Annotated in this window: 19 protein-coding genes and 1 tRNA gene; 4 read left to right on the forward strand and 16 right to left on the reverse strand. The window is 63.3% G+C overall.

Translation table 11 applies throughout. The annotated features are described in order from the left end of the window. Positions 1–12: 12 nt before the first annotated feature. From ACLRDN_RS03825 to ACLRDN_RS03845, 5 genes are all read right to left on the reverse strand, one after another. Entirely contained in the window at positions 13–1434 is a 1422-nt protein-coding gene (locus ACLRDN_RS03825; protein ID WP_413459035.1) for a GGDEF domain-containing protein, read from the reverse strand. Between the two features lie 25 nt (positions 1435–1459). After that, positions 1460–1663: a hypothetical protein gene (locus ACLRDN_RS03830; RefSeq protein ID WP_413459036.1), complete on the reverse strand. Its 204-nt coding sequence runs from the start codon at positions 1661–1663 to the stop codon at positions 1460–1462. Positions 1664–1899: 236 nt separating this feature from the next. Further along, positions 1900–2307 (reverse strand): VOC family protein, encoded by a 408-nt coding sequence (locus ACLRDN_RS03835; protein ID WP_413459037.1) that lies wholly within the window; start codon positions 2305–2307, stop codon positions 1900–1902. A gap of 7 nt (positions 2308–2314) precedes the next feature. Then, positions 2315–3010 (reverse strand): SDR family oxidoreductase, encoded by a 696-nt coding sequence (locus ACLRDN_RS03840; RefSeq protein ID WP_413459038.1) that lies wholly within the window; start codon positions 3008–3010, stop codon positions 2315–2317. A gap of 30 nt (positions 3011–3040) precedes the next feature. Further along, a complete protein-coding gene (locus ACLRDN_RS03845) occupies positions 3041–4171 on the reverse strand; it encodes an alkene reductase (RefSeq protein ID WP_413459039.1) in 1131 nt (376 codons plus the stop codon). A gap of 100 nt (positions 4172–4271) precedes the next feature. Between ACLRDN_RS03845 and ACLRDN_RS03850 the strand changes: the two genes are divergently transcribed. Beyond that, on the forward strand, positions 4272–5201 hold the full coding sequence (locus ACLRDN_RS03850; protein WP_413459040.1) for a LysR family transcriptional regulator: 930 nt from the start codon (positions 4272–4274) through the stop codon (positions 5199–5201). Positions 5202–5275: 74 nt separating this feature from the next. On the opposite strand, the gene ACLRDN_RS03855 is transcribed toward ACLRDN_RS03850, so the two are convergent. Continuing rightward, positions 5276–5695, reverse strand: a complete 420-nt coding sequence (locus ACLRDN_RS03855; RefSeq protein WP_413459041.1) for a CHRD domain-containing protein — start codon at positions 5693–5695, stop codon at positions 5276–5278. A gap of 182 nt (positions 5696–5877) precedes the next feature. Next, entirely contained in the window at positions 5878–6708 is an 831-nt protein-coding gene (locus ACLRDN_RS03860; RefSeq protein ID WP_413459042.1) for a MetQ/NlpA family ABC transporter substrate-binding protein, read from the reverse strand. A gap of 420 nt (positions 6709–7128) precedes the next feature. Here ACLRDN_RS03860 and ACLRDN_RS03865 point away from each other — a divergent pair, with 420 nt between their 5' ends. Then, positions 7129–7281, forward strand: coding sequence for a hypothetical protein (locus ACLRDN_RS03865; RefSeq protein WP_413459043.1), 153 nt, complete (start codon positions 7129–7131; stop codon positions 7279–7281). Here ACLRDN_RS03865 and ACLRDN_RS03870 read toward each other — a convergent pair. From ACLRDN_RS03870 to ACLRDN_RS03895, 6 genes are all read right to left on the reverse strand, one after another. Beyond that, positions 7212–7613: a winged helix-turn-helix transcriptional regulator gene (locus ACLRDN_RS03870; RefSeq protein ID WP_413459044.1), complete on the reverse strand. Its 402-nt coding sequence runs from the start codon at positions 7611–7613 to the stop codon at positions 7212–7214. The two genes, ACLRDN_RS03865 and ACLRDN_RS03870, sit on opposite strands and share 70 nt — an antisense overlap. A 307-nt stretch (positions 7614–7920) precedes the next feature. Further along, positions 7921–7997 (reverse strand) — tRNA-Met (locus tag ACLRDN_RS03875). Positions 7998–8091: 94 nt separating this feature from the next. Beyond that, the gene (gene miaA, locus ACLRDN_RS03880) at positions 8092–9048 is read right to left on the reverse strand and encodes a tRNA (adenosine(37)-N6)-dimethylallyltransferase MiaA (RefSeq protein ID WP_413459045.1); all 957 of its coding nucleotides are present in this window, start codon (positions 9046–9048) and stop codon (positions 8092–8094) included. A gap of 10 nt (positions 9049–9058) precedes the next feature. Beyond that, positions 9059–10990 (reverse strand): DNA mismatch repair endonuclease MutL, encoded by a 1932-nt coding sequence (gene mutL / locus ACLRDN_RS03885; protein ID WP_413459046.1) that lies wholly within the window; start codon positions 10988–10990, stop codon positions 9059–9061. A 145-nt stretch (positions 10991–11135) separates the two neighbouring features. Continuing rightward, positions 11136–13109 (reverse strand): Cache 3/Cache 2 fusion domain-containing protein, encoded by a 1974-nt coding sequence (locus ACLRDN_RS03890; RefSeq protein WP_413459047.1) that lies wholly within the window; start codon positions 13107–13109, stop codon positions 11136–11138. Positions 13110–13587: 478 nt separating this feature from the next. Then, a complete protein-coding gene (locus ACLRDN_RS03895; RefSeq protein ID WP_413459048.1) occupies positions 13588–16590 on the reverse strand; it encodes an EAL domain-containing protein in 3003 nt (1000 codons plus the stop codon). A 519-nt stretch (positions 16591–17109) separates the two neighbouring features. Here ACLRDN_RS03895 and ACLRDN_RS03900 point away from each other — a divergent pair. After that, positions 17110–17772, forward strand: a complete 663-nt coding sequence (locus ACLRDN_RS03900) for a VTT domain-containing protein (protein ID WP_413459049.1) — start codon at positions 17110–17112, stop codon at positions 17770–17772. A gap of 96 nt (positions 17773–17868) precedes the next feature. Here ACLRDN_RS03900 and ACLRDN_RS03905 read toward each other — a convergent pair whose 3' ends face one another. Next, the gene (locus ACLRDN_RS03905; protein WP_413459050.1) at positions 17869–19230 is read right to left on the reverse strand and encodes an N-acetylmuramoyl-L-alanine amidase; all 1362 of its coding nucleotides are present in this window, start codon (positions 19228–19230) and stop codon (positions 17869–17871) included. Further along, complete coding sequence (gene tsaE, locus ACLRDN_RS03910) at positions 19194–19679, reverse strand: tRNA (adenosine(37)-N6)-threonylcarbamoyltransferase complex ATPase subunit type 1 TsaE (protein WP_039790104.1); 486 nt, start codon at positions 19677–19679, stop codon at positions 19194–19196. Before tsaE ends, ACLRDN_RS03905 begins: the two co-directional genes overlap by 37 nt. A 67-nt stretch (positions 19680–19746) precedes the next feature. Here tsaE and queG point away from each other — a divergent pair, with 67 nt between their 5' ends. After that, complete coding sequence (gene queG, locus ACLRDN_RS03915; protein ID WP_413459051.1) at positions 19747–20904, forward strand: tRNA epoxyqueuosine(34) reductase QueG; 1158 nt, start codon at positions 19747–19749, stop codon at positions 20902–20904. A gap of 12 nt (positions 20905–20916) precedes the next feature. On the opposite strand, the gene ACLRDN_RS03920 is transcribed toward queG, so the two are convergent. Continuing rightward, positions 20917–21807: an AEC family transporter gene (locus tag ACLRDN_RS03920; RefSeq protein WP_413459052.1), complete on the reverse strand. Its 891-nt coding sequence runs from the start codon at positions 21805–21807 to the stop codon at positions 20917–20919.

Genomic DNA, 21807 nt, shown 5'->3' on the forward strand with positions numbered 1-21807 from the left:
GGACTCTCTTCTTCAATCAGCGTGGGGGGAGGCAAGGGGTTCGGCCGGTGCCAGCAGCACCCGGTTGCGGCCTGCGGTCTTGGCCTGGTAGAGCGCGCCATCGGCGGCCTGCAGCAGGGTCTCCAGCCGCGCCTGCGGGTGCGCCGGGATGCACGCGGCCACACCGGCACTGATGGTGATGCGGCCCAGGGCCGAGCCGGCATGCGGCAGCGCCAGCGCATGGATGGCATCGCACATGCGCTGCGCGATCTGCAGGCCTTGCTCGCCATCGGTATCGGCCGCAATGAGCGCAAACTCTTCGCCGCCATAGCGCGCCACCGTTTCACCGGCGCGGCAGATGGTGTCCTGCAGCGTCTGCGCCACCTGGCGCAAGACGGCATCGCCGGCCACGTGGCCGTAATGATCGTTGTAGGGCTTGAACCAGTCGACGTCGATGAAGGCTACCGTCAGCGGCTTGGCGTGCCGCAGGCTGCGCCGCCATTCCAGGTCGAGCGTCTCGTCGAAGCTGCGGCGGTTGGCGATGCCGGTGAGGCCATCGGTGAGGCTCAGCGAGCGCAGGCGTTCATTGGCCTGCGCCAGGTCGCGCGTGCGTTCGGCGATGCGCAGCTCCAGCGATTTGTTGAGGGCGCGCAGGGATTCCTTTTCCTGTTCCAGTTGCGCGTAGAGGGCGCGGTTCTGGCGCGACTGCTTGCGCAGGTTGGACAGCATGGCATTGATGGCATCGGCCAGGAAGTGCAGTTCATGGCGGGTGCGGCCGGGCAGGTCGATGCGTTGCGGCGTATCGGGCTGGTCCGGCTGATTCAGGTCCTGCCCGCGCACGAAGCCGGCCAGGCGCGTCATCGGCTGCCCCAGCCAGCGATTGAAGACGTACAGGAAGATGAACCACAGCACCAGCGTCTTGATGACCGAGTTGATGAGGATGAGCGTGAAGCCATACGCCACCTTGCCAATGACCACATGGCGGCTGGAATAAACCGTCCAGGCACCGATATCGTGCGTGACCCCATGTTCATCACGATAGAGAATCGGGAAGCGGTGGCTGGTGGCAGCATTGAAGAAGCCCGGCTTGACCGCGCTGCGCGCGCCATCCGGCTCGACGTGGATCTGCCGTCCATCGTGATCGATGATGTTGCCCAGCGCCATGACCAGCTTGCCTTGCGGGTCTTCGATCTTCACGCCCGTGACCACCGGCAGGTTGCTGATGCCGCGCAGGGTGGCCTTTTGGACGTCACCCTGGAAGCGCCAGGTAGAGCTGGCCAGGCTGGCGCCAAAGGTCAGGTCCATGGCGCGCAATTCATTGTCCACCCCGGATTGCGTGTGTTCATATTCGGCCCCGAGTTGCAGGCAGGTCACGATCAACGTAACCAGAAAGTAACTTCCGAAGATGATGCGCAGCAGCTGGACTGCCAGGGAATGCTTGGAGAGCAAATTCATGTTCTTGCGTGCCGGGATGCCTTGCTCAGGAGTGCGCACGATGGCGCAAAGCAATGCCGGTGAGGCATGCAGACATCGTGCCAGCACGCAGGCTGCGCACGGATGATGGCGAGACGCTGCGTAGCGTCAGCAGGCGTTTTGCAGGCAGTGCGGCAACGATGACGGCCACGGCGGTCAGCCCTGCATCCTCGCGAATGCGCTGCATGGACATGGCTTGGAACTGCCGCATTGAATTTCCTCCCGCGGATGTGATGTGGGCCCTTGGGCGGGCCGCTTAATTACTGGTCACGTGCGGGGTAAATTCTAACAGTTAGGTTTTACCGAATTGTTGGCCAATGCTGCTTGAATGGAATTAAGTGTGCGCGCCATCCACACTCTGGCCATCGTGCGAGGAGGGTTGATGAGAATTGCGGGCCGGTTGTTGCCATCAGGCATGGCAAACCGGCGAGGCGATACGGGCCGTGCTCAGCCGTTGCGTGCGAGATGCTGTTGGGCAATCACGAATTCCACGCGGACATCGGGCGCCGGCATGACGAACAATTGCCGCTCCTGCCCGGCATTGGGCGGCGCCACCTGGAAGGTGATGGCGCGCTCGGCCAGGCGCAGCAGCAACTGTTCCCATTGCTCGGCACTGTCGACCCGCAGCGCCAGGTGATCGATGCGAGACGCTGGTGCGCGTGCCTGCGGACGGGAGGTGCCGGCCGGTGACGCACGCTCGATCAGATGCAGCACAGCCTTGTGACCGAGGTAGAGCCAATGGCCGGCCACCGTGAAGGGTGGCCGGGGACCGTCCTGCATGCCGGCCACGTCCACAAAGAAGTCCCGCAGGCGGCGGCAATCGTGCGCGACGATGGTGATGTGATCCAGTTGCATGGTGCGCTCAGAGCAAGCCTCCGCCATCCACATCCACGACGCTGCCGGTCATGAAACCGTTCTGCATCAGCAGCAGATAGGCCTGTGCCAGATCCTCGCCCTGGCCCACGCGGCCCACCGGCAGTTTGGCGCCGACGCGCTCGGCCATGGCCTTGCGGTCGGCCTCGCTCATGTCGCCCCACATGCCGGACTCCACCATGCCGGGGCTGACCACGTTCACGCGCAGCGGTGCCAGTTCCTTGGCCAGCGTCTTGGCCATGATTTCGGTGGCGGCATTCATGGTGGCCTTCACCAGCGAACCCGGCGCCGCCTTGCGTGCCAGCAGGCCGGAAGTGAAGGTGATGGAGCCGTTGGCACGCAGATGGCGCAAGCCCTGCTGGGCTGCGCGCAGCTGACCGAAGAACTTGACGTTGAAGGCCGCGATGGCATCGGCGATCTGCAGGTCGGCCAGTTTTGCGGAACCGATCACTGGTCCGGCGGTGACGACCAGATGGTCGAAGGCGCCGATGCCCTCGAAGAAGCGTGCCACCGAGGCATCATCGCTGATGTCGACCTGTGCGGTGGCGATGTGGGCCGGGAAATCTGCGGGGGCCTGACGGCGTCCGGCTGCGATGACTTGCGCGCCCTGGGCGGCGGCCTGTTCAGCCACGGCGCGGCCGATACCGCTGAGGCCGCCGATGACGATGATTTTCTGGTCTTGCATGATGAGGCTCCTTGAAGAAACGCTAGCCGTTCAGGCTGCAGCCGGGGCAGGCGAGGCGTCCAGCGGCAGGGGCGGATAGTCGGTATAGCCGGCCGCACCGCCACCGAAGAGCGTGGCGCCGTCGAAGTCGGCCAGCGGCAGGTCTTCCACCAGGCGGCGCGGGAAATCCGGATTGGCGACGAAAGGACGGCCGAAGGCCACCAGGTCGGCATAGCCGTGCTCCAGCACCCATTGCGCACGTGCCTTGTTGTAATTGCCGGCCACGATGATGGGATGGCTGAAGCGCTCGCGCAGTTGCTGGCGGAAGCGCTCGGTGACCACGGGGGCGTCGTCCCAGTCCGCTTCCACCAGATGCAGGTAGGCGATGCCGCGCTGCTGCAGGAAGCTGGCCGCATCCAGGATGGTGGGCAGGATGTCCGGGCAATCCATGCCGCGTGCGGTCAGGAAGGGTGCCAGGCGGATCGCCGTGCGATGGGCGCCGACTTCATCGGCGACGGCATCGATGACTTCCTTCAGGAAGCGCAGGCGGTTTTCACGCGAGCCGCCGTATTCATCGGTCCGCACATTGGAGGTGGTGCGCAGGAACTGGTCGATCAGGTAGCCGTTGGCACCATGGATTTCCACGCCGTCGAATCCTGCGGCGATGGCATTGCGGGCAGCGCTGCGGAAGTCCTCGACGATGGCCTTGATCTCGGCATGTTCCAGGGCGCGCGGGGTGGGGCTGGCGACCATGCCGCCTGCGCCGGTGGCCGGATCGACCTTCCAGATCTGGCCTTCAAAGGGCAGGGCCGACGGTGCAACCGGCAAGGCACCGTCGTGGAAATCCGGATGCGACATCCGGCCCACGTGCCACAGCTGCAGGAAGATGCGTCCCCCCGCATCGTGCACGGCGCGGCTGACCAGGCGCCAGCCTTCCACTTGCTCGGCGCTGTAGATGCCGGGGGTGAAGGAGTAGCCCTTGCCCTGCGGCGAGATCTGCGACGCCTCGGTGATGATGAGGGCCGCCGAGGCGCGCTGGGCGTAATGCAGCGCGTTCATCGCGTTGGGAATATCGCCCGGCTGCGAACTGCGCGCGCGGGTCATCGGGGCCATCACGATGCGATGGGGAAGGGTGAGCTGGCCTAGCTTGAGCGGGCTCAGCAGAGTGGATGGGGTTGACATGACGGGCTCCATGAATGAGTTGATGGAGGCCATTATGCAAATGCCGACGCCATTTGATAATTGGGCTAGTATTTGAAGGATTATCAAATGGAGCAGAATAATGGCCGCAGACAACCTGGGCGACATTTGCCTCTTCGTGGAAGCCGCTGCCTTGGGCAGCCTTTCTGCTGCGGGCCGCAAGATCGGCCTGTCCCCGGCTGCGGCCAGTGCGCGCCTGGTGAAATTGGAGGGCGAGCTCAACACGCGCTTGTTCGAACGCACCACGCGCCACTTGCGGCTCACGGCAGAAGGCGCGCTTTACCTCTCGCATTGCCAGCAGGCACTGGCGGCCCTGGACGATGCCCAGGCTGCGTTGCAGGCCGGGCGCAGCGTGGTCAGTGGCAAGTTGCGCATTGCGGCCACCTCCGATTTTGGCCGGCATGTATTGCGGGGCTGGCTGGAGGAATTCAACGAGCGCTATCCGCAGATCACGCTGGCGCTGGTGCTGGGGGACTCGATGGCCAACCTGCTGCAGGATGACCTGGATCTGGCCATTCGCTTCGGGGTGCCACCCAGCAGCTCGATGGTGGCCCGGCCCTTGGCGCCGAACCGGCGGGTGCTGTGCGCGGCGCCTTCGTATCTCGCCAAGCGGGGCATGCCGAGGCGGCCGGCGGATCTGCATCGTTTTGAGTGCATCGTGCTGTTCGGCGCGGGCGGGCTGGCCAATGAGTGGCGCTTTGAACGCGAGGGGGAAGTGCAGACCTATACCGTGCTGGCGGCGACTTCGCGCGAAACCAATGACGGTGAACTGGCCCGCCAGTGGGCGCTGGAAGGGCAGGGCATCGTGATGAAATCAGTGTGGGACGTCGCCGAAGACCTGCGTGCCGGACGGCTCAAATTGCTCATGCCAAAGTGGCGCATGGCCGATGCGCCGGTGCATGCCTTGTATCAGCGTACGCGGTATATGGCGCCGCGGGTGAGGGCGGTGCTGGATTTTCTCATTGAGCGATTTGAGGCGGAGGGGAGCAGGATGGCGGGATTGTTGAAGTGAAGTAAAGAATTGAATTGCAGGATTGAGCAGCCGTCGCCGCAGTGACGGCTGCTCAACTTGATTCCCTGATGCGATTACTTCGGTTGCAGCTGTCCGCGAATCTCCCCACCCGGGAAGGCTGCGCTATGGACGTTGACGTAGAGCGTGCCTGCCACATAGGCGGCGTATTGTTCATCGCTCAGTTTGGCGCCTGCCGGTACGGTCCAGCCGTTGTCGCCATTCTTGCTCAGCGGCACGATCACGGGACCGTTGGCACCGGCAGCGCCCGTGTGGATATGCGCTGCACGGCCTTCGATGCCGGTGGTGGTGATGTTGCCGGTGACGGTCTTGTCGGCGGCGACGGTGATGCTGCCGGAGCCGCCGGCTGCAGAGCCGTTGGCCGGTACTTCGTTGCTGCCCTTGAGGTCGAAGTTGGCGGTCTGTGCCATGGCCAGTGCCGGGCCCAGCAACGAGACAGCCAGCAACGCGCGATGGAGGATGGTGGATGCGATCATGGTGTTCCCTCTTCTGGTGTGAGTGGTGCTACGGATGAGGTCCGGGCAAAGCGAGCGCCAAGTATAGTGCGGGCTGCAGGCATCTGCTCGCAGCGGCTGTGTGGCATCTGATCTTGTGATGGCCGGTGATGTGCAAGCGCCCGGATGATGGTGATCCGGGCGCTCGTTTCCACAGGGCTGGCTTACTTTTTCAGCCAGGCCAGGCGATAGAGTTTCTGGTCGTTGTGGTAGAAGGCCTGGATATTGCTGCGCACGGCTTCCGAATTTTTGTAGATGGTGAGGAACTGGGCAATGCGCGGATCGTTTGTCTTGTCGCTGCGGGCCACGAACTGGATGGCCCAGGAGTCATCCTCGTAGCTGGTATAGGACAATCCCTTGTGGGCATCGAAGGCCTTGGAGGCGATGATGAAATAGGGGAAGCCCTGCGCCAGGTCCACATCGGGTGTCACGCGGACCAGCTGCGGTCCTTCGACTTCCACGAACTGCAGCTTTTTGGGATTGGCGACGATGTCGGCTTGCGTGCCGAGCAGCCCGGTATCGGGGCGCAGCGTGATCAGGCCTGCGTGCTGCAGCAGGCGCAGGCCGCGGCCGACGTTGACGGGATCGCTGGCGATGGCGACCTTGGCGCCGTTGGGCAGATCGGTGAGGGAGTCGTATTTGCTGGAGTATAGGCCCAGGTAGGAGAGGATGCCGGCCTGCACGCTGGTCAACTTGAATCCTTTGCTGCGTACGGCATTGGCGAGGTAATTGCTGTTCTGGTAGTAGTTCAGGTCGATGTCGCCGGCATCCAGTGCAATGTTGGGGGTGGCCCAATCGCTGAATTCGATGACTTGCACATCGAGGCCTTGCTTCTTGGCTTCCTTGGCGGCCACTTCCACGGAGTCGGCGAAGACGCCGGGGACTACGCCGATTTTCAGCGGTGCGGCAAGGATGCTGCCTGCTGCGGCCAGGCTGGCGAGCAGTACGGTGAGCTTTGGTATCCAGCGTTGGGTGAGTGAGGGGGAAGCGGTCATGAAGGGCCTGTTTGCGAGAAAGGTCTGAAGGGTGGGAAGAGGGATGCCAGTATAGGCAGGGCTCTTCAGTGGCCCAACAAACGATTTCGCATTTGCTTCTTGGGGAATCGAGTAAGCGGGGCAAGGGGGGGCGGTGTGTGTCCGTCGCTGTCGTGCCATGTCGCACGTTCCACTTCGCGCGCTCGGTCAGGGAAGGACTTCGCAGGTGTAGATACGCAGCGGCTACTCTCAATTTATTGCGTGGAACAGGTCAAAAGAAGCAGTCTTTTATGTCTTGCGAAAAACATCCCTGATTCCTTTTGATTCGTCTTTAGCGGAATGGAAAGCACCTACTCAAACTCTACTAGTAGCTGCCGCCGCTTTCGCTGGGTCATTTGAGTGATATTATGTCACTCGATTATTCCTTTTTTAAGACATCACATGGACGCTCGCGCCGAAGACCTGCTATTACTCCGCAAAGTTCTGGAAATTTACGATCAGAAATATGTGGCTGAGTATCTTAATCACGTTTCACCAACGGCTTGGTGCCGGGAAACTGTTGATTTGCTCGCAGATTTGACCCTCTCCATTTGACCCACCTTCCATTGCCTGCTGAAGGCAGCCACCCGGTCATACGACCCCTCGTATCCCAGCTCTCTTAAGTCCAGGAACATCTGTTTCAGGGTCCTTCTTTGCTTCCGAGATTTGACCGCCTCTGCGCTGAGCCAAGCGGAGAGCCTGGCGGTGAAGTCATCGAGCGAGCTTGGCGAACGCCTTGCTGGATAAGCAGGTTCGCTGACATCGGATCGGATGTAGCGGCGAACTGTGTTGCGGGATATGTCGAGCCTGCGGGCGATTTCCCGAATTGAGATGCGGTCTCTGATGTACCAGCGTCGAATAATTCCAAGTAGGGCCACGTCTATCACTCCGTTCTCCCGCTCGCTGTCATGAGCAGGATTGTGGTCTAAACATGGGTCAACTTTGGATGCAAATTTCCTGGGAAAGTGGGTCAGTTTTCAATGCAAATCAACAATAATTGGCCTGAGCGCTATTTCTGCTCAAGTCTGTCTCAAGTGCAGGCCTAATTTGGGTTGAGTAAGGTGTGGGGTGATAGTGCTGCTGGGTTGCGCCCAAAAGCGTAGGCCCAAAACAAAAAACCCGCCCTTCTTTCGAAGAGGCGGGTTTTTCGGACGGCGCCGCATACGCATGATTGCACATGCAGCGACGGGTATCTGGTGGTGATAGGTGGACTTGAACCACCGACCCCAGCATTATGAGTGCTGTGCTCTAACCAGCTGAGCTATATCACCAGGAGGCAAGCCCGAGACTATAGAGGTCCAATCGCCTTCTGTCAATACTTTTTTCCGCATTTCCCTCTTAATTTTATCCACAGCCCCCGGCAGCTCATCCGCCGCGCCGTTCCGCCAAGGCCTGCTGCACCCTTGCCAGCACTTCGGCCGTCGCCTCCGGGCGGTTGCAATCGATGCTGATACGCTCCGGCATGGACCGCAGCCAGGTCAGCTGGCGCTTGGCCAGCTGGCGCGTGGCCGCAATGCCCTTCTCGCGCAGGGCCGTGGCATCGATGCTGCCGTCGAGGTATTCCCACATCTGGCGATATCCCACGCAACGCATCGATGGCAGCCCCAGATGCAGGTCGCCCCGCGCACGTAAAGCGGCGACTTCACGTTCCAGCGCGCCCCCACGCAGCATCAGGTCAAAGCGCAGCGCAATGCGCTCATGCAGCACCGCGCGATCGGCTGGTTCCAGCGCCAGCGGCAGCATCTCGAAAGGCAGCGGCTCAGGCGGCTTCTGCGACAGCAGCGACGACATCGGCTGCCCCGTCAGCAAGCTGATCTCCAGCGCACGCTGGATGCGCTGGCTGTCGGTCGGCTTCAGGCGCGCCGCCGTCACCGGGTCCAGCGTCGCCAGACGCGCATGCATGGCCGGCATGCCGATGCGTGCCGCCTCCTCATCCAGTTGCGCACGCAATGCCGGATCGGCCTGCGGCAGCTCATCAAGCCCGTCGCGCAGCACCTTGAAATACAGCATCGTGCCGCCCACCAGCAGGGGCAGCTTGCCGCGCGCTGCAATCTCAAGCGTGAGGCGCAGCGCATCCTGGCGGAACTGCATGGCCGAGTAGGCTTCGGTCGGGTCGATGATGTCGATGAGGTGGTGCGGCACGGCGGCCAGCTCTTGCGGGCTGGGCTTGGCGGTGCCGATGTCCATCTCGCGATAGACCAGGGCCGAATCGACGGAAATGATTTCGCAGGGCAGGTGGCGGGCGATCTCCAGCGCGGCGGCCGTCTTGCCGGACGCGGTGGGGCCCATGATGGCCACGGCCAAAGGCAGACGCTGGGTCATCAGGGGCTCCTTACTGGCCACGCAGGAAAAGCTTGTCCAGATCTGACAAGCCCATCTGGGTCCAGGTCGGACGGCCGTGGTTGCACTGGTCGGAACGTTCGGTCGCTTCCATCTGGCGCAGCAGGGCATTCATTTCAGGGAGCGTCAGGCTGCGATTGGCGCGCACGGCAGTGTGGCAGGCCAACGTGCCGAGCAGTTCGTTGCGGCGCTCCAGCAAGACGCGTGAACCGCCGTACTCGCGCACATCGCGCAGGACGTCGCGTGCCAGCGTTTGCGCATCAGCGTTCTTGAGCAGCGCCGGGACGGCCCGCACGGCCAGCGTGGTCGGGGACATCACCGCAATATCGAAGCCCAGTGCCGACAGCGTTTCCTGATGTTCTTCCACCGTGCCCACTTCCACCGGATCGGCATAGAAAGTGACCGGGATCAGCAGCGGCTGCACGAACATCTCGTTGCCATCGAGCGCCGTTTTCAGTTGTTCGTAGAGGATGCGTTCATGGGCTGCGTGCATGTCCACCACCACCAGGCCCGCCTGGTTCTGGGCCAGCACGTAGATGCCGTGCAATTGCGCCAGGGCAAAGCCCAACGGGAAGTCGCCCTCGGGCAGCGCTGCGGCAGGTTGCGCGGAAGGCGCGAAGGCAGCGTTGTTGACTCCGGCAGAGGATGCACCGCCTTGCGCAGCCGGTTCGCTGCGGAACATGTTGCCGTAGGCCGCGCGATCCTGGCGTACGCCAAAGCCGCCGTTGCCGCCAAAGGAGAAGGGCCGCGGCTGTTCGGCGAACTGGGCCGAGAAGCTCTGCTGCGTCTGTTCGCGCATCCAGGGCAGCGGGGCGTTCGGGCCACTGGCCGGCGCGGGTGCACCCTCGGCGCTCTCGGTCTGCTGCTGCGGCAGATTGCCGAAGGAGACTGCCGAGGTCTGCGCCAGCGCGCGCGACACCGCATGGAAAACGAACTGGTGCACCGCGCGGCTGTCACGGAAGCGCACTTCGATCTTGGAGGGATGCACGTTCACATCCACCAGCGCCGGGTCCAGCGTGAGCGAGAGCGCATAGGCCGGATAGCGGTCGCCATGCAGCACATCCTGGTACGCGGCACGCACGGCGTGGGTGAGCAGCTTGTCACGGACGAAGCGGCCGTTGACGTAGAAGTACTGGCCATCGGCGCGTGCCTTCGAGGCCGTCGGCAGGCCCACGAAACCGTGCAGACGCAGCGGGCCCGCGCTCTCGTCAAGCGGCAGGCGCGCATTGGCGAAGTCGTCGCCGAGAATGTGGGCGCTGCGCTTGGCGAATTCACCGACGTTCCAGTGATCGACCGTTTTGCCGTTATGCGAGAGCGAAAAACTCACATCCGGACGCGCCAGCGCAATACGGCGCACGACCTCGGCGCAGTGGCCGTATTCGGTCTGTTCGGACTTGAGGAATTTGCGTCGCGCCGGGGTGTTGAAATACAGGTCCTGCACATCGATGGTGGTGCCCTGCGCGCCCGAGGCCGGGGCCACGGTGCCGAATTGGGAGCCGGTGATTTCCCAGGCGTGCGGGGCATCGGCGGTGCGGCTGGTTACTGTCAGCTGGGCCACAGAGGCAATCGAGGCCAGCGCTTCGCCACGGAAACCCAGGGTGGAGACATTCTCCAGGTCAGTCAGCGAGGCGATCTTGGAGGTCGCGTGACGGGCCAGCGCCAGCGGCAATTGCTCCGGCGGAATGCCGCGTCCGTTGTCGGTGATGGCGATGCGCTTGACGCCGCCTTGCTCCAGGCGCACGGTGATTTGGGTGGAGCCGGCATCGAGCGCGTTCTCCAGCAATTCCTTGACCACGGCCGACGGACGTTCGATCACCTCGCCAGCGGCGATCTGCGAGATCAGCTGATCGGGCAGGGCCTGGATGGGGCGAGGGGAGGGGGCGGCAGCCGGTTCGGAAGCGGGGGAAGAGTGCGGTGCGTTCATGGCGGGATTATACCTGCCAGTGCCGCAGGCCGGATGTGACGAAGCCGCCCGGAGGCGGCTTCGTGCGTGCTTGCGGCATCAGTTTTTTACTGCCGGGCAATCCTGAGACTGCCACGCTGAAAATGATGAAAACGATATAAACGATTTACACGCGGAAGGTGCTCACCGCTGCCGCCAGGCGTTCGGCCTGCTGCTGCAGCGACTGTGCCGCCGCTGCAGCCTGTTCCACCAGGGCCGCGTTCTGCTGGGTGCTCTCATCCATCTGCGCGATGGCACGGTTGATCTGGTCGATCCCCTCGCTCTGCTCGCGGCTGGCGGTGGTGATTTCGCTGATGACGGTGGAGACGCGCTGCACGCTGGCCACCACGTCATTCATGGTGCTGCCGGCCTGCGAGACCAGCTGGCCGCCACCGGCGACGGTCTGCACCGGGGCGTCGATCAGTTCCTTGATTTCCTTGGCGGCCGAGGCGCTGCGCTGGGCCAGCGTGCGCACTTCGGTGGCCACCACCGCAAAACCGCGTCCCTGCTCACCGGCGCGGGCCGCTTCCACGGCGGCGTTCAAGGCCAGGATGTTGGTCTGGAAAGCGATGCCATCGATCACGCTGATGATGTCGACGATGCGCTGCGAGGAGCTGTTGATGGCGTCCATGGTCTGCACCACCTGGCCGACCACGTCGCCGCCGTGGCTGGCGACTTCCGAAGCGGAACCGGCCAGTTCATCGGCTTGAATTGCGTTGGCGGCGTTTTGCTTCACGGTCGAGGTCAGCTCTTCCATGGCCGAGGCGGTTTCCTCCAGGGCGCCGGCTTGCTGCTCGGTGCGGGAAGAAAGATTCAGGTTGCCGGCTGCGATCTCGCTGGCGGCAGTGTTGATTTCCTCGGTACCGGCGCGCACGCTGGAGACCACTTCCGACAAGCCCATGCTGATGCCGTTGAAGGCACCCATCAGGCGGCCGATCTCGTCGCTGCTGTGAACGTGCAGGCGGGTAGTGAGGTCGCCGCCGGCGATGCGGTCGGCGGCATCGCATACCGCATCCAGCGGACGGGTGATCATGCGGTTGATCATCACGGTCAGGATCGCGCCCAGCACCGCCAGGAACAGCAGGCCCAGGCCGATGTAGAGGTTGCGCATCGCGTTGACTTCGCGGGTGATCTCATCGACCGCCGCTTCGCCCACGATGACCCAGTTCCACGGGGCATAGTGGGTGAAGACTGCAATTTTCTGGCGGCCATCGCTGCCGGTGTAGCGCAGCTGGCCTTCCTTCTGCTGCACCAGGGTCTTGATGTAGGTTTCGCCGCCGGCATCCTTGGCTTCGATCAGGTTGCCGCCTTCTTCCTTGCCTTCGCGCGGGGCGCCGGCAATCATCACGCCCTGGTCCTTGCCTTCACGGCCGTTGAGCGCGTAGAAGTTGCCGGTCTCGCCGATCTTGAGCGATTTGATCTGGTCCTTCAATGCCTTCACGTCGGCCGAGATGTCGATGCCCACGTAGAGCGCGGCGATGATCTGGCCGGCGTCATTCTTGATGGGGACGTACTTGGTGATGTACTGCTTGCCGAACAGGGTGGCCAGGCCGCTGTAGGTCTTGTCGGACTTCAGGGCCGCATAGCCGGGATGGGTGCGGTCGAGCAGGGTGCCGACGGCGCGCTCGCCGTTTTCTTTCTTGACCGAAGTTGACACGCGCACGAAGTCATCGCCGGTCTTGGCAAAGATGGTCGCGGTTACACCGGTGCGCCCGGTGAAGCGGTCGGGGATGGAAAAATCCAGGTTCAGTTCGCGGCCGTCGTTGGACAGTACCGGCGTGGCGCGCTCGCCAATCTGCACGGTGCGGCTGTCGTCCAGTGTGAGCTTGCCGAATTCCTTGTCGAACATGTTGGAGAAGCGGTCCACCTGGCTGTTCACCGAGCGGTCGAAGATGCCGACCATGTTGGCCACGCCGCGCGCATCGTTGCCCATCTGTTCGATCGAGCGTGTTTCCACCATGCGCGAGGCGGAGTAGGTGATCAGCAGCAGTGCGATCACGAAGACGATGCCCACCAGGGCGACCGTCATGGCAGTCAGTTTTGCACCGACCGAGCGGTGGAAAAGGGATGCGCCGCGCGCACCAGACAAGTCATTAGCCATGGCTGTTGTTGTTCTTGAAGATTAAGGGTGTGGAAATGCCAATACCGGAAAAAAACATCCAGGGACCGACGGCGGTTGCTGCTGACGCATTCAAATCACCATCGTTTGCCCTCCTTGTTTCCATCGTCCGGAAAGTCCTGCAGCACTGTGCGTACATACCGCTGCCTTGCCGGCCAGAGGGCGGCGTGCTGCAGAGGATTGCCGAAACGGCAACGCAACGTGGTCGCAAACGTCAGGGGCCGCCTTTCAGGGAGGTCCAACGTAGGTGCGGCAATCACGGTACTTGCGGGGGAGGTCGTCAGTATATCGTCAGCGTATTGCGCTGCATCAAAATACTTCGAATGTTTGCGCCCACATCCAACTGTGCTGTTGTTTTTCCAGCGAGAAAGTGCTTTTTTGGCATGGGATTTCCCGGTCTCCAAGGCCTCTGCGCTTTCCCTGCGCTCATGTCTCCAACGCTCTCCTTGCTTCTTGCTTCCTACTCTGTGGGCGCGGCGCTGCGATAGTCGCGCACCCAGTGTTCCAGCTGATCGGCCGACATCGGCCGCGAAAAATAATAGCCCTGCGCGACGTCGCAGCCCTGGCTGATCAGCAGGCGGTACTGGTCGGCATCTTCCACGCCTTCTGCCACCACGGTCAGCTTGAGGCTTTCGCCGATGCGGATGACCGCATTGGTCAAGGCGCTCACGGCCTCGTCCTTGGCCATGTCGCGCACGAAGCTCTGGTCCAGCTTGAGTTCGGAGACCGGCAGCTTGCGCAGGTAACCCAGGCTGGAATAGCCGGTGCCGAAGTCATCCATGGCCAGCGGGATGCCCAGGGCATGCACGGCGGCGATGGTCTGGTTGGTGCTGGGATTGGTGTCCATGAGCACGGTTTCGGTGATTTCCAGGGTGAGGTCGGTGGGCGCCAGGCTGTAGCGGCGCAGCAGTCCCGTGACGAATTGCGGCAGCTCCAGATCGTGGAAATTGGTGGCCGACAGGTTCACCGATACCGAGGGCACTTGGATGCCGCGCCGCCGCCAGTCGGCCAGCTGGAAGCAGGCTTCTTCCAGCGCCCATTTGCCCAGCTCGCCGATGAGACCGCATTCCTCGGCAATGGGGATGAAGCGGCCAGGAGAGATCTGTCCCATTTGCGGGTCGTGCCAGCGAGCCAGCGCTTCCACCCCATGCAGGCTGTGGTCGTGCAGGTTGATCTGCGGCTGGAAATGCAGCTCGAAACTGCCGCCGCGCAAGGCGTCGCGCAGCGCGCTTTCCAGGGCCAAGCGTTCCTGGGCCAGGCTGTTCATCTCTTCGCTGAAGAAGCTGAAACGCCCCCGGTTGACGGCTTTGGCCTGGTACATGGCGATGTCGGCCCGATGCAGCAGGGTCTCGATGTCGTGGCCGTTGTCCGGGAAGATGGACACGCCGATGCTGGCCGACGGATTCAACGGCGTGCCATTGATGTGGCAGGGCATGGCCAGGCGCTCCTGGATGCGCTTGACCACTTCGGCCAGGTGCCCGGTGTCGTACTGGGTCAGCACCACCACGAATTCGTCGCCCGAGAGGCGGCCTACGATGTCCGAACGGCGGGCCTGTGATTGCAGCCGCGTGGCCACCGTGCGCAGCAGTTCGTCACCGGCCTGGTGGCCCAGCGAATCGTTGACCTGCTTGAAGCGATCCAGGTCGATGAACATCACCGCCACCGTGCTGCGATTGCGCTCGGCCGCCGCGATGGCCTGCCCGGCCTGCACCAGCAGCAGGCTGCGATTGGGCAGGCCGGTCAGCGAATCATAAAAAGCCAGTTGATGAATGCGTGCCCGCGAGGCTTCGCGCTCGATGGCCAGCGCGCACAGATGCAGGCCGGCATCGACCAGCAGGTGGTGGAAGGCGCTGGGCTGGCGCGGCTGGCGATAGTAGAAGCCGAAGGTGCCGATGACCTTGCCGTCGGCCGATTTGACCGGGGTCGACCAGCAAGCCTGCAGGCCGTGGCCCAGGGCCAGGTCCCTGTAGTCGGCCCAGTGCGGATCGGTGGCGATGTCATCCGAGACCACGCTCTGGCCGGTATAGGCGGCGCTGCCGCAAGAACCCACCAGCGGGCCGATCTGTATGCCCTCGATGGCACGCGAGTAGGCCTCCGGCAGGCTGGGCGCGGCCAGGGTATGCAGGCGGCCTTGTTCGTCCACGCGCAGTACCGAGGCAATCACCTCGGGGGCGACGCGCTCGACCTCTTCGCACAGCAGGTTCATCTGCTCGGCCAGCGACGAGTCGCGCGCCATGGCGTTGAGCACGCGATACTGGAGGACTTCGTGGACCTTGGTATTGGTGATGTCGGTCATCACGCAGACCGAATTGATGAGCTTGCCGCCAGGGTCGAGGATGGGATTGACCACCGCCGAAATCCACACCGGCTGCTCATGCAGGTCGTGGATCAGCTCCTCGGTGTGGAAGCTGTGTCCCTGCAGCAGTTCGCCGTGACAGCGTTCGATCGATTTGACGAAGGTCGGGTGATTGGCAAACAGTTCGCGCGGCAGCTTGCCGATGGTCTGCTGGCTCTGGAAGCCCAGCATGCGGGTGAAACCGGTGTTGTGGAAGACGATGCGGTTCTGCTCGTCGGTAATGAGCACGGCGTTGTCGGTCTCGTTGATGCCCAGCGAAAGCAGGTGCAGGTGTTCGCGGTCGCTTTTCTCGCGGGTGACGCGGTAGGTGATGTCATTGCCGATGCAGATCACCCGCTCGGCCTTGCCCTGGGGATTGAGCAGGGGGGAGTAGGTGGCTTCCCACCAGATCGTGCGCCCGCTGCGGGTACGCCGCGGGAAGCGCCCCGAGAAGAAGCGGCCATTGCAGACATCGCGCCAGAAGGCGGCGTATTCCTCGCTCTGGGCGTAATCGGCCGAGCACAGGACGCTGTGCGACTGGCCGACCAGGTCCTCGGCGATGTATTCCATGGTCTTGAGATAGTTGCGGTTGGCGGCGAGAATCTTGCCATCGGGCGAGAGCTCGACCACGCCCAGCGAGCGGTTCAGGGCGCTCAGCACATTGTTGCTGTGGCGTGAATCGTCGATATGCGAACTGATGTCGGCGGCCACCGAAATCACTTTCTGCAACTGGCCGGCGGCATCGAGGATGGGACTGCAGAGCGCTTCCAGCCAGACGATGGTGCCGTCCACGCGGAGCCGCTGCAGGGTGCCGGAAATCACCTCGCCCTGGCGCAGGTGCTGCCAGAAGCGCTGGTAATCCTCGGTCTCCACGTACATCGGGTCGCACAGCATGCGGTGATGCTGGCCCACCACGTCGGCGCGCTGGTAGCCCAGCATGGCGAGGAAATTGTCGTTGGCATCGAGGATGGTGCCGTCGGCGGCGAATTCGAGGATGGCCATGGAACGCCACAAGGCGCCCAGCAGCGCCTCGCGTTCGTCCTCGCGCAGGCGCTGGAAATCGCCTTGCGCCCCGAGCGGCTGCGACGAGTGATCGAACTGGCCCACGAATGACTCCTGGCTCCCCATACAGCGCCCCCTCTGGCCGGTAATGACGCCTGGTGCGTCTTGCCTCATGCAGTGCGGAGTTGCGATTGCCCGGGTTCCCCGTTGTTACCCGGTTGCTTCAAACCTGCCTGCCCTGGCGCCTCCGTACCGCCTGCCTTGCGGCGTGCAGCCCCTGTACGGGAAGGCGCATGCCATGCGTGATGATGCATATCTGGCACGGGAAGGCTGAATGAACCTGACTTTGATCATATGCCAAATCCTTCCCCTTGTGCGTGCCGGGACGACGCGCCCGGGGCCGTAGCAACAGGCGCGCGAGCTTGTGTGAGGATTCTCGCGGGGCAGGTTTCTCCCAAGGATTTTATCGGCCGTTGGCGAGGCTTCTTGAGTCCGGCGGGGATGAGTGTTGTATGATGCCTGCGCAGGTACGCAAGCGAGCTTGGCCTGCACGATGTTTCCCCGCCGGCATTTGCATGGGGGAAATATCCGGCCGCGCGGCGATGGGGAGCCCCGGCCTTGATGAATCACCAACGATTGGGCTTTATGGATTATCTGCAGTTGCTGGACGTGCTGGTGCACGTGGACAAATACCTGGGTGTCCTGATCGAGCAGTACGGCACGCTCATCTATGCGGTTTTGTTCCTGATCGTCTTCTGTGAAACTGGGCTGGTGGTCCTGCCCTTCCTGCCGGGGGATTCGCTGCTGTTCATCGCCGGCACCTTCTGTGCCATGGGTTCGATGGATATCTGGCTGTTGATGGGCCTGCTGGTGGCAGCGGCGGTGGCCGGCAACACGCTCAATTACTGGATCGGCGGCTGGGTCGGACAACGTGTCTACACCCACAACTATCGCTGGCTGAACCCCGAAGCCCTGCGCAAGACCCACAGCTTCTACGAGAAACACGGTGGCAAGACCATCGTGATCGCCCGTTTCACCCCCATCGTGCGCACCTTCGCGCCCTTCATCGCCGGCGTCTCGGCCATGAGCTTCGCCCGCTTCCAGTTGTTCAACGTGCTGGGCGCCTTCCTGTGGGTGGTCAGCCTGGTGGTGCTGGGCTACCTGTTCGGCAATATCCCGGTGGTACGGGAGAACCTCAATACCCTGGTCCTGATCGGCCTGGTCGGTGCGGTGATCCCCATCGTGCTGGGCGCGCTGTGGCAGGTGTGGCGCAAGCTGCGCGGCAAGCGCAAGGTCAGCAACGCCTGATGTGGGCGTCCCCGGCAGGACGCACCCGATAAAAAACCCGGCCTGCAGCAGCAGTACCGGGTTTTTTGTTGTCGGCCGCCTGGGCAGGGCCGAGGATCAGGTCAGGCGATTCTTGGCCAGCGGCGGGTTCTTGGCGAAGTAGTTGCGGATGCCGGTCAGGATGGCATCGGCCATCTGGTCCTGGTAGCGCTCGTCGGTGAGCTTGGCTTCTTCTTCAGGGTTGGAGATGAAGGCGGTCTCGATCAGGATGCTGGGGATGTCCGGTGCCTTCAGCACGGCAAAGCCGGCCTGTTCCACCGCGCCCTTGTGCAGCTTGTTGATGCCGCCGATTTCCTTCAACACCGCATTGCCTACGCGCAGGCTGTCGTTGATCTGCGCCGTGGTCGACAGGTCCAGCAGGACGCTGGCCAGCTGGCGGTCATGGGTCTTGATGTTGACGCCGCCGATCAGGTCGGCCGAGTTTTCCTTGTTGGCCAGCCAGCGTGCGGCGGTGGAGCTGGCACCTTTTTCCGACAGGGCGAACACCGAAGAACCGCGCGCAGTCGGCTGCACGAAGGCATCCGCATGGATCGATACGAACAGGTCGGCCTGCACCTTGCGCGCCTTGACCACGCGCTGGCCCAGGGGCACGAAGAAGTCGGCGTCGCGGGTCAGCATGACGCGCATGTTGGGGTATTGCTCGATCTTGCGTTTGAGGCGCTTGGCGATGGACAGCACCACGTCCTTCTCGCGGTTGCCGCGCGCACCGGTAGCGCCGGGGTCTTCGCCGCCGTGGCCGGGGTCCAGCGCGATGGTGATCATGCGGGTCAGCTGCATGCGCGGTTCGTCCGGCACTACCTTGGGGTTGCGCTCGGTCTTGTCTTCCGGCTGCGGCTTGATCTCGGCCAGCGGGGCCGGATCGGGTTTGGGCGGCGTCACCGGCCCTTGCGCCAGCGGCGGAGTGGCCGGGCTTTCCTTGTTCCACTCGCCCTTCTGGATCAGGGCGGCGATCGGGTCCGGCGGCGCGGCCGGGTACAGGTCGATGACGAAGCGGTATTTGTATTCGCCCACCGGGGCCAGGGTGAAGACCTGCGGCTTGATCTCGTCCTTGAGATCAAACACCAGGCGCACCACGCTGGGCCGGTTCTGGCCCACGCGTACCTGCTTGATGTAGGGGTCGTTGGGCTGGATCTTGGCGACCAGGTCCTTCAGGGTGGTATTGAGGTCGATGCCCTCGATGTCCACCACCAGGCGCTCCGGGTTCTTGACCACAAAGTGGGTGACCTTGAGGTCGCTGTCGTTTTCCAGCGTGACGCGGGTGTAGTCCTCGGACGGCCAGACACGCACGGCCAGGATCTGCGAAGCCAGGGCGGGCAGGGGAGTGACGACGGAGACGAACAGGGCGCCGCCGGCTTTGAGGATGGTGCGGCGGGTTTTGGACTTCACAGGTTGGGAGCGAATTTCAGTCGAGCGAGGCATTGATGACCCTTGTCGGACAACGCACGCAATTCTACATCACGACCGTCCCCTGCAAGCGACAGGTTGACGTGTATGTCCGGTGGCGGCAACACCGGATCGCCCTTTTCAGGCCATTCGACGATACAGACGGAGTTTTCGTTGAAATGTTCACGAAAACCGGCATCGAGAAATTCTTCCGGGCTGGCCATGCGGTACAGATCGAAGTGGATGACTGTTACCATGCGGCCTGCGAAGGAAACTTCATAAGGCTCCGCCAGCGTGTAGGTCGGGCTCTTGACCCGCCCCTGGTAGCCCGCCGCATGCAGCAGGGCGCGCGTGAGCGCGGTCTTGCCGGCCCCGAGGTCGCCATGCAGGTAGATCGCCAGGCCCGGCGCCAGCACCTGGGCCAGGTCGGCGCCCAGGCGGGCGGTGGCGGCTTCGTCGGGCAGGTGGAGGTGGAGTCGCTGCATGCTCATGCTGTTCTGGGTCATCCGGGATGGTTCGTTACAAGGTTCTAGTCTGAAGGTTCAAGCGCTCATGTCCATTCACCCCACGCCTGCCGATCCGATCGGGAGCACTGCCATCGCCGATCCCGCCGATCTGGCGGCGCTGGCGGCCGCCATCAAGGCCTGGGGCCGGGAGCTGGGGTTTGCCGAGGTGCGCATCGCCGACGTCGACCTGTCGCACCGCGAGGCGGGCTTCCAGGCCTGGCTGGACAAGGGTTATCACGGCGAGATGGATTATATGGCAAGCCACGGCCTGAAACGGGCACGGCCGGCCGAACTGGTGCCGGGCACGGTGCGCGTGGTGAGCGTGCGCATGCCCTACCTGCCTGCCGCCGCCGATCCGGATCAGCCCGAGCAACCTGACTGGCGCGCCCGCGAAGAGGCGCGCAGCGCCGATCCGGCCGCCGCCCAGGTCTCCCTCTATGCGCGCGGACGCGATTACCACAAGGTCCTGCGCGCCCGCCTGCAGCAGCTGGCCACCCGCATCGAAGGCCGCATCGGCCCCTTCGGCTACCGCGTCTTCACCGATTCGGCCCCGGTCATGGAAGTGGCCCTGGCCGAGAAGGCCGGCCTGGGCTGGCGCGGCAAGCATACGCTGCTGCTGCATCGGGAGGCCGGCTCGATGTTCTTCCTGGGCGAGATGCTGACCGACCTGCCGCTGCCGGTGGATGAACCGGTCACCTCGCACTGCGGCCAATGCAGCGCCTGTATCACGGCCTGCCCGACCGGGGCTATCGTGGCCCCTTATGAACTGGATGCGCGGCGCTGCATTTCCTATCTCACTATCGAACTCAAGGGCAGCATCCCGCAAGACCTGCGCCCGCTGATCGGCAACCGCATCTATGGCTGCGACGACTGCCAGCTTTACTGCCCGTGGAACAAGTTCGCCCAGCGTGCCAGCCTGCCGGACTTCGATCCGCGCCACGGTCTCGACCGGGCGAGCCTGGTCGAGCTGTTCGGCTGGAGTGAAGAGGTCTTCCTGAAGAACACCGAAGGCAGCGCCATCCGCCGCATCGGCCACGAGCGCTGGCTACGCAACCTGGCCGTCGGGCTGGGCAATGCGGCCGATGCGCCCTCGCATCGAGGGGATGCGGCCATCGTGGCGGCCTTGCGCGCGCGTCTTGCACACCCCTCCCCACTGGTGCTCGAACACGTGCAATGGGCGCTGGCCCGGCACGGGGTGGGGTGAGCGGCGAGCCGCTCAGTGCACCAGCGCCAGCCAGACCGGAATGGTCAATGCCGAGAGCAGCGTCCCGAATGAAATGAGGAAGGCCGTGAAGGGCCCGTTGCCGCCCATGCGCGCGGCCAGGATGTAGGCGCTGGAGGCGGTGGGCAGGCTGCAGAACAGCACCACGATGCGCCACTGCAGCGGCGGCAGCTGCAGCAGCATGCCGATCAGGTAGCCCGCCAGCGGCACGGCCAGCAGCTTGATGACGATGAACCAGGCCACTACCGGCTTGCTCTCTTTCAAGCCCGACAGCCGCAGTCCGGCGCCGACCATGAGCAGGCCCAATGCAATGGAAGCTGCGCCCAGCCGCGAGAGCACCACGCTGGCCACTTCCGGTAAATGCAGCCCTAGTGCAGAAAACGTCAACCCGCCAGCAGTGGCCACCAGCAAGGGATTGCGGGCCAGCTCGCGCAGCAGGTTGCTGTTTTTTGCAGCCAGCGCATGCACGGCCGCGATATTGCACAGGGGTACGCCAAAGCCCAGCAGGATGGCCATCAGGCCCGCGCCTTCTTCGCCCGCCATGCGGGTGGCCAGCGCCAGCGCGATATAGGAATTGAAGCGGAAGGCGCATTGCATGCCCGACTCGTAAGTCATGGGCGTGGCGCGCAGGAAGGGTTTGCCCAGCCAGGTCAGCGCAATGCCCACCAGCAGCGCCGCAACCCCGGTTTGCACCATGCCGCCGGTGACCGAGAGATCGACCTTCAGGCGCGCCGTCGAATAGAACAGCAGCGCAGGGAAGAGGACGAAATAGACCAGCTTTTCCATGCCGGCCCAGAATTTTTCGCCCCAGTTGGAAATGCGATGGATCAGCAGGCCCAGCGCAATGAGGCTGAAATCCGGCAGCAGGAGGTTGAGGATCTCCAC

It is taken from the genome of Herbaspirillum huttiense, assembly GCF_047300815.1.
GTDB lineage: Bacteria > Pseudomonadota > Gammaproteobacteria > Burkholderiales > Burkholderiaceae_D > Herbaspirillum > Herbaspirillum huttiense_A.

Bases quoted from the DNA above. Each gene is read 5' to 3' on its own strand.
- ACLRDN_RS03825 (WP_413459035.1), bottom strand. From the start codon at position 1,434: ATGAATTTGCTCTCCAAGCATTCCCTGGCAGTCCAGCTGCTGCGCATC.
- ACLRDN_RS03830 (WP_413459036.1), bottom strand. From the start codon at position 1,663: ATGCGGCAGTTCCAAGCCATGTCCATGCAGCGCATTCGCGAGGATGCA.
- ACLRDN_RS03835 (WP_413459037.1), bottom strand. From the start codon at position 2,307: ATGCAACTGGATCACATCACCATCGTCGCGCACGATTGCCGCCGCCTG.
- ACLRDN_RS03840 (WP_413459038.1), bottom strand. From the start codon at position 3,010: ATGCAAGACCAGAAAATCATCGTCATCGGCGGCCTCAGCGGTATCGGC.
- ACLRDN_RS03845 (WP_413459039.1), bottom strand. From the start codon at position 4,171: ATGTCAACCCCATCCACTCTGCTGAGCCCGCTCAAGCTAGGCCAGCTC.
- ACLRDN_RS03850 (WP_413459040.1), top strand. From the start codon at position 4,272: ATGGCCGCAGACAACCTGGGCGACATTTGCCTCTTCGTGGAAGCCGCT.
- ACLRDN_RS03855 (WP_413459041.1), bottom strand. From the start codon at position 5,695: ATGATCGCATCCACCATCCTCCATCGCGCGTTGCTGGCTGTCTCGTTG.
- ACLRDN_RS03860 (WP_413459042.1), bottom strand. From the start codon at position 6,708: ATGACCGCTTCCCCCTCACTCACCCAACGCTGGATACCAAAGCTCACC.
- ACLRDN_RS03865 (WP_413459043.1), top strand. From the start codon at position 7,129: ATGGACGCTCGCGCCGAAGACCTGCTATTACTCCGCAAAGTTCTGGAA.
- miaA (WP_413459045.1), bottom strand. From the start codon at position 9,048: ATGACCCAGCGTCTGCCTTTGGCCGTGGCCATCATGGGCCCCACCGCG.
- mutL (WP_413459046.1), bottom strand. From the start codon at position 10,990: ATGAACGCACCGCACTCTTCCCCCGCTTCCGAACCGGCTGCCGCCCCC.
- ACLRDN_RS03890 (WP_413459047.1), bottom strand. From the start codon at position 13,109: ATGGCTAATGACTTGTCTGGTGCGCGCGGCGCATCCCTTTTCCACCGC.
- ACLRDN_RS03895 (WP_413459048.1), bottom strand. From the start codon at position 16,590: ATGGGGAGCCAGGAGTCATTCGTGGGCCAGTTCGATCACTCGTCGCAG.
- ACLRDN_RS03900 (WP_413459049.1), top strand. From the start codon at position 17,110: ATGGATTATCTGCAGTTGCTGGACGTGCTGGTGCACGTGGACAAATAC.
- ACLRDN_RS03905 (WP_413459050.1), bottom strand. From the start codon at position 19,230: ATGCCTCGCTCGACTGAAATTCGCTCCCAACCTGTGAAGTCCAAAACC.
- tsaE (WP_039790104.1), bottom strand. From the start codon at position 19,679: ATGCAGCGACTCCACCTCCACCTGCCCGACGAAGCCGCCACCGCCCGC.
- queG (WP_413459051.1), top strand. From the start codon at position 19,747: ATGTCCATTCACCCCACGCCTGCCGATCCGATCGGGAGCACTGCCATC.